Raw genomic sequence first — 5614 nt, forward strand, 5'->3', positions numbered from 1 at the left:
GTCGGATATAAGGAATAATATGTTGGCAAGCCGGAATCGTTTCGAGCATATTGCTGCCGAGATCCGGATGTTTTTTGTAAAGGGCTTGTTCGCGTCTCGTCAAGAAAGGCATCTTGTGCAACGCCATTGTCGGCAAGGTCAAAAGGCCGATGTCATGCAACAGGGCGGCCGATTGAATCGTTTCGATTTCGGTGGCCGGCAAACCCATTTGAGCGGCGATGCTGGCTGAGTAGTGCGCGACCTGAATCGAATGCGAGTAGAGACGGTGGCTTTTTTGGCGTAGCAAAAAAAGCATGGGCTCCATGACTCGGCCCAATTCGCGTCGATCTTTTTGGTACACTGCCGCCGTATGCATTAAATTTAAGGTAAACATTGCCAAACATCCTTGCTTATTTATGTAAAGAGTATGTTTTCTTTAAGCCTTATTTCATTATACCCTTTTTTTCGATTCAGATGAGATAAAATCTGCGATTTTCGTATGCCGATTTTATATAGAAGAAACGATCTTTTTAGCTTGACTTTTTCTAATCGGGTTTGTAGAATGAGGCAAACTGTTTACGGGTCTGTGGTTGCAAGTCGAGGCCAGTCGCAGGCAAAACGACCCACGTAAGAAAACAAAAATGTTTTTGAGCATGGTGCGGCTTAGAAGTAAGACCTGCCGGTAAAACCGAGAGGACGAATAGTGACGAGAGGAGCGAAAGTTCCAGCAGGCGAGTGTGGGGGCAAAGACCAGGTCAGCCGATAAACAGTTTTAAAGTTGACAAAATTATCATTTTTCGTTACACTAGACCATATTGAAAATACACGATGAACGGAAAAAGTAAACGTCGGTGTTGTCTTAAGAGAGAGCGGATCGTGGCTGTGAGTTCGCTTGACAACCAACGTTGAAGTGCCTCCCGGAGTGGTGCTGCAGAAAATGAGTACGCAGCAACGGTAAAAGTCCCGTTACGACGATCGAGATACAGCTATCTGTAAAGCAGAGTGGAACCGCGTTAAAACGCCTCTGCAGCAGGTGGTTTTTTTATTTTTAAGGAGCGGCAAGTGAACTTTTTGCAACAATGCCAAAATGATATTCGCGTCGTGTTTGCGCGCGACCCCGCGGCAAAAAACTTTTGGGAAGTCATTTTTTGCTATCCCGGCTTGCATGCATTATGGTGGCATCGCGTATCGCACTGGTGGTATCGGCACGACTGCTTTTTGATCGCGCGCTTGGTGTCCCATTGGGCGCGTTTTTATACGGGTATTGAAATTCACCCCGGCGCGCAGATCGGTACCGGTGTTTTTATCGATCACGGCGGCGGAGTGGTGATCGGTGAAACGGCCGTTGTCGGCGATAATGTGACACTCTACCAGGGGGTCACTTTGGGCGGTACGGGTAAGGAAAAAGGCAAACGTCACCCGACGCTCGAGGATTACGTGGTAGTCGCCTGCGGAGCCAAGGTGCTCGGTTCATTTACCGTAGGCGAAGGCGCTAAAATAGGTTCCGGTTCGGTGGTGCTTAAACCGGTGCCGCCGCACAGTACCGTGGTCGGTATTCCGGGGCAGGTGATTTCCAGCCGAGGTATCAGCCCGTTGCATATCGATAACGATGAAGAGGAAGTTGATTTGGATCATTCGGAATTACCGGATCCGATTAAAGAGAAAATTACGAATTTGAAAGAACAAGTCGCGCTTTTGGAAGAACGTTTAACAAAATTGGAGGGAAACGATGCAAGTCGATGAAACGGATTTGAAAAATATTTACGTATATAATACGCTTTCCAAGGAAAAAGAAGAGTTCAAGCCGATTACTCCCGGGGAGGTAAAAATGTATGTGTGCGGTGTCACGCCGTACAATCATTCCCATATCGGTAATGCTCGACCGTTTGTGACCTGGGATGTGATTCATCGTTACTTGGAATATCGCGGTTACCAAGTGACACACATTCAAAACTTTACGGATGTGGATGACAAAATTATCAACGCGGCGAAGCTGGCGGGCGTGCAGTGGAGTGCTATTGCCGAGCAATTCATCGCGACGTATTTTGAAGTGATGGATGCGCTGCATATTCGTCGCGTGGATCGCTATCCGCGCGTATCCGAGCATATGGATGACATTATTCGCATGGTCGAAGGACTGATTGCGGAAGGACACGCCTATCCGTTGCATGGCGATGTGTACTATGACATCTCTACGTTTGCGCCGTACGGGAAACTTTCCGGTCGGAATGTGGAAGACATGCTGGCGGGCGCGCGTGTGGCGGTCGATGACGAAAAACGTAATCCGGGAGATTTTGCTCTGTGGAAAGCGGCTAAACCCGATGAACCGTCGTGGGACAGCCCCTGGGGCAAAGGACGTCCGGGTTGGCACATCGAATGCTCCGCGATGAGTACTAAATATCTCGGTGACACATTTGATTTCCATGGCGGTGGCAGCGATCTTATTTTCCCGCACCATGAAAATGAAATTGCGCAGTCGGAAGGCTGCACAGGGCACGCTTTTGTTAATTACTGGCTGCATAACGGCTTTATCACGATCGATCAGGAAAAAATGAGTAAATCGCTGGGTAATTTCTTCCTCGTCAAAGATATTTTAGCCAAGTACAGTCCGGACGCATTGCGCTTTTTCCTTATTTCCACGCATTATCGCAGTCCGCTTGACTTCAGTGATGAACGATTGGAAGAGGCGGAGCGGACGGTGGCTCGTCTGGCGGCAACGGTGGCGAAATTGCGGCAGGCGGTCAACCGCGGCCATCAGGAAGAAGATTTCACCGCGCAGGAATTGCGTACAGCTGCGATTGAAGCGCGGCACGCGTTTATCGCCGCAATGAATGATGACTTCAACACAGCACTTGCCATCGGCGCGATGTTTACATTGGTGAAAAATATAAATATCTATCTCGCCGGGAATAACGGTGAAGATGCCCGCGCGCTGAATGCTGCACTGAATGTTTTACATGAGATGATGGATGTGCTCGGTATTTTGCCGCAGATCTGGGAAGAACCGGAAGTTGACGACAGCGAATTCAAAGCGTTGTTGGAAATGCTCGCCGGCGTTCGTCAACAGGCACTCGATGAAGACTTGCCGGAGCTGGCGCAGAAAATGACCGAGCAATTTGACGCGCTTGGAGTCGCGCTTGAAGAAGAGCCTCCGCAGCATGCGCCGGAAGCGCGTTACCAGGCCGTGATGCAGTCTGTTTTGGCATTGCGTGAACAGGCGCGCGCCGAGAAAAAATATCAATTCGCCGACCTGCTGCGGGATCGATTGGCTGCGATCGGAATTGTGGTTGAAGACGGACCCGAAGGTTCGACATGGCATCGTCGTGAAGTTTAAACAGTATTTATATCTGCGTGACGAAGCGATCGAGCGTTTGGCGCAGGCGACGCCGACCGAAGCGGAGTGGGACTTGCAGACATATGCGTTCGTCGGTGACGCGGTTTACAGCGTTTTTGTGCGTACTCGCCTCGCTGAGACAGGAATTGCCAAAACACGTGTGTTACATGATCTGGCGGCACGTTTGGTGGCGGCCAAAAACCAAAGCGCGGTATTACGGACTTTATGGGATACGTTGACAGAAGAAGAGCGGGATCTCTGCCGCCGCGCCCGTAACCTTTCTCTTCATGCGCCCGCCAGCGCGACGCTTGTCGAATACCAACAGAGTACGGCATGGGAAGCATTGCTTGGGTATTGTTATCGCCATAATCAAAAAGAGCGTCTTGAGATACTTTTACAAACTGCATGGCCGATTGCGCAGGAGGTAATGCGACATGAGATTCAAAGCCAAACCTAAGTTCGGCAGTAAACGTCGTGAGCATACCGATGCTTCCGCTCATTATATAGCCGGCCGTCGCGGCGCAGTGGAGACCATTGCCAGCGGGCGCGCTCGCGCGCTCTATGTGCAGACGCCGGTGCGCGGTGATGTGAAAGCGTTGGTTGAAACGGCGCGCAAGGCGGGAATTGTCGTTCATGAAACGGATGCCAAAACCTTGCAACAAATGGTGCCCGATGTGCGACAACAAGGCATTGTGGTGGAATTGCCGCCGTATGAATATGCCACACTGGAAAGCGTATTGGCAACGGTACAAGACATGGACAATGCGTTGATCATACTTTTGGACGGTGTCGAGGATCCGCATAATCTCGGCGCGATCATTCGCTCCGCGGACGGCGCGGGAGCGGCCGCCGTCATTATTCCCGAGCGACGCAGCGCGGCAGTGACCGAGGTCGTTCATAAAACGTCGGCCGGCGCGGTGGAGTGGTTGCCGATTGTACGCGTCACCAATGTAGTGCAAACATTGGATACGTTGAAAAAAGCCGGCTTTTGGATCGGCGGTGCCGATATGGCAGGCGATATGACGTACACGGAAGCGGATTGGCGCGGGAAAATAGTAATCGTGCTGGGGAATGAAGGAAAAGGAATTTCGCGTTTGGTACGTGAAAACTGCGATTTTATGGTGCAGATTCCGATGTGGGGTAAGGTGTCCTCATTGAATGTATCGGTCGCCGGCGCGCTGATGATGTTTGAAGCGGCGCGGCAACAACGGTCGCAACATGGCTGAATACAATTTGAAGCCGCTTTGGCTGGTGGACGGCTACAATGTGATTTTTGCCGATCCTGCGTATTGGCGCTTTGAAAAGGATGACTTGGAACATGCCCGGGAGTTTTTAGCGGATACTTTGCTCGACTTGGCCAAGCACACGGGGATCGAAGTTATCTTGGTATTTGACGGCAAAAAGATTGGTCATGCCAGTCAAATCATCGAACGCGCGCCCGGCTTTCATATCGTGTATACGACGGCGCAAACCACTGCCGACAGTTATATCGAAAAAGTGGCATTCCGTCAGCGTGATAACTATCGCTACATCTATGTTGTGACGTCGGACGGACCGGAGCAATCGCAAGTCAGCGGCAGCGGCGCGTACCGCAAATCGGTACGGGATTTGATGCGGGACATCCTTGCCGATAAAAAAGCGCAAAAAGAAGAACATTCACGCCTCACGCAAAAACAGCGAGTCGCATTGGCGGAGCAGTTGTGTCCTGACGCGCGGGATCTTTTAGAGAAACTGCGCCATCGCAAATAAATCGCATGCTTGCACCGTGAGTTGTATTTAAGTATAATGATTTTGTATATATTGGGTGAGGAGGCGTTCGCATGGCGGCGACGGAGTGTTCGTCGGAAATGTTGACGGATGAAGAGCTGGTACTCCGCAGCCAAGCGGGAGACACCGAGGCCTTGGAAGCGATCATTGAACGCTATCGAGGTTTAGCCAAATTGAGGACACGCTCATACTTTTTGGCAGGAGCGGAAAGCGATGATTTGGTGCAGGAAGCGATGATCGGCCTGTTTAAAGCGGCACGCGATTACGATCCGCAATATGGTGCGAGCTTTAAAACCTTTGCCAATATCTGCATTACCCGGCAAATGTTGACAGCGATTAAAGGAGCTACTCGATATAAACACCAACCGCTTAACTCCTATATATCTCTCAATCGATCGGTATTTGAAGAAGATGACGGCGGTCGTCCGTTGCTGGAAATACTGGCAACAGATAACGACAGCGATCCCGAGTCGATTTATTTGCGCAACGAATGGATGGCGTCACTTTCGCAAGAGGTTCCGCGCGTTTTGAGCA

7 protein-coding genes and 1 other annotated feature are annotated in these 5614 nt (G+C 50.6%); of the genes, 6 read left to right on the forward strand and 1 reads right to left on the reverse strand.

From position 1 onward, the window contains the following. Positions 1–373 (reverse strand): HD-GYP domain-containing protein (locus tag KH813_RS05760; RefSeq protein WP_303994383.1); only part of this gene is annotated, 373 nt, incomplete at its 3' end. Between the two features lie 425 nt (positions 374–798). After that, positions 799–1008, forward strand: a binding site (T-box leader). Between the two features lie 33 nt (positions 1009–1041). Between KH813_RS05760 and cysE the strand changes: the two genes are divergently transcribed. The 6 genes from cysE to KH813_RS05790 all read left to right on the forward strand — a co-directional run. Continuing rightward, a complete protein-coding gene (gene cysE / locus KH813_RS05765; protein ID WP_369694440.1) occupies positions 1042–1722 on the forward strand; it encodes a serine O-acetyltransferase in 681 nt (226 codons plus the stop codon). A 7-nt stretch (positions 1723–1729) separates the two neighbouring features. Further along, entirely contained in the window at positions 1730–3313 is a 1584-nt protein-coding gene (gene cysS, locus KH813_RS05770; RefSeq protein WP_303994395.1) for a cysteine--tRNA ligase, read from the forward strand. After that, positions 3303–3770 (forward strand): Mini-ribonuclease 3, encoded by a 468-nt coding sequence (locus tag KH813_RS05775; protein WP_303994385.1) that lies wholly within the window; start codon positions 3303–3305, stop codon positions 3768–3770. The genes cysS and KH813_RS05775 overlap by 11 nt, the downstream gene beginning before the upstream one ends. After that, positions 3748–4539 carry a 23S rRNA (guanosine(2251)-2'-O)-methyltransferase RlmB gene (gene rlmB / locus KH813_RS05780; RefSeq protein ID WP_303994387.1) on the forward strand — a complete coding sequence of 264 codons (792 nt, stop codon included), beginning with the start codon at positions 3748–3750 and terminating at the stop codon, positions 4537–4539. Before KH813_RS05775 ends, rlmB begins: the two co-directional genes overlap by 23 nt. Continuing rightward, the gene (locus KH813_RS05785; RefSeq protein ID WP_303994389.1) at positions 4532–5062 is read left to right on the forward strand and encodes an NYN domain-containing protein; all 531 of its coding nucleotides are present in this window, start codon (positions 4532–4534) and stop codon (positions 5060–5062) included. The genes rlmB and KH813_RS05785 overlap by 8 nt, the downstream gene beginning before the upstream one ends. Positions 5063–5133: 71 nt before the next feature. Continuing rightward, the coding region (locus KH813_RS05790) for a sigma-70 family RNA polymerase sigma factor (RefSeq protein ID WP_303994391.1) at positions 5134–5614 on the forward strand (481 nt) is incomplete at its 3' end.

Origin of the sequence: Negativicoccus succinicivorans (assembly GCF_018373335.1) — a bacterium.
GTDB classification, from domain to species: domain Bacteria; phylum Bacillota; class Negativicutes; order Veillonellales; family Negativicoccaceae; genus Negativicoccus; species Negativicoccus succinicivorans_A.

Bases quoted from the DNA above. Each gene is read 5' to 3' on its own strand.
- rlmB (WP_303994387.1), top strand. From the start codon at position 3,748: ATGAGATTCAAAGCCAAACCTAAGTTCGGCAGTAAACGTCGTGAGCAT.
- KH813_RS05785 (WP_303994389.1), top strand. From the start codon at position 4,532: ATGGCTGAATACAATTTGAAGCCGCTTTGGCTGGTGGACGGCTACAAT.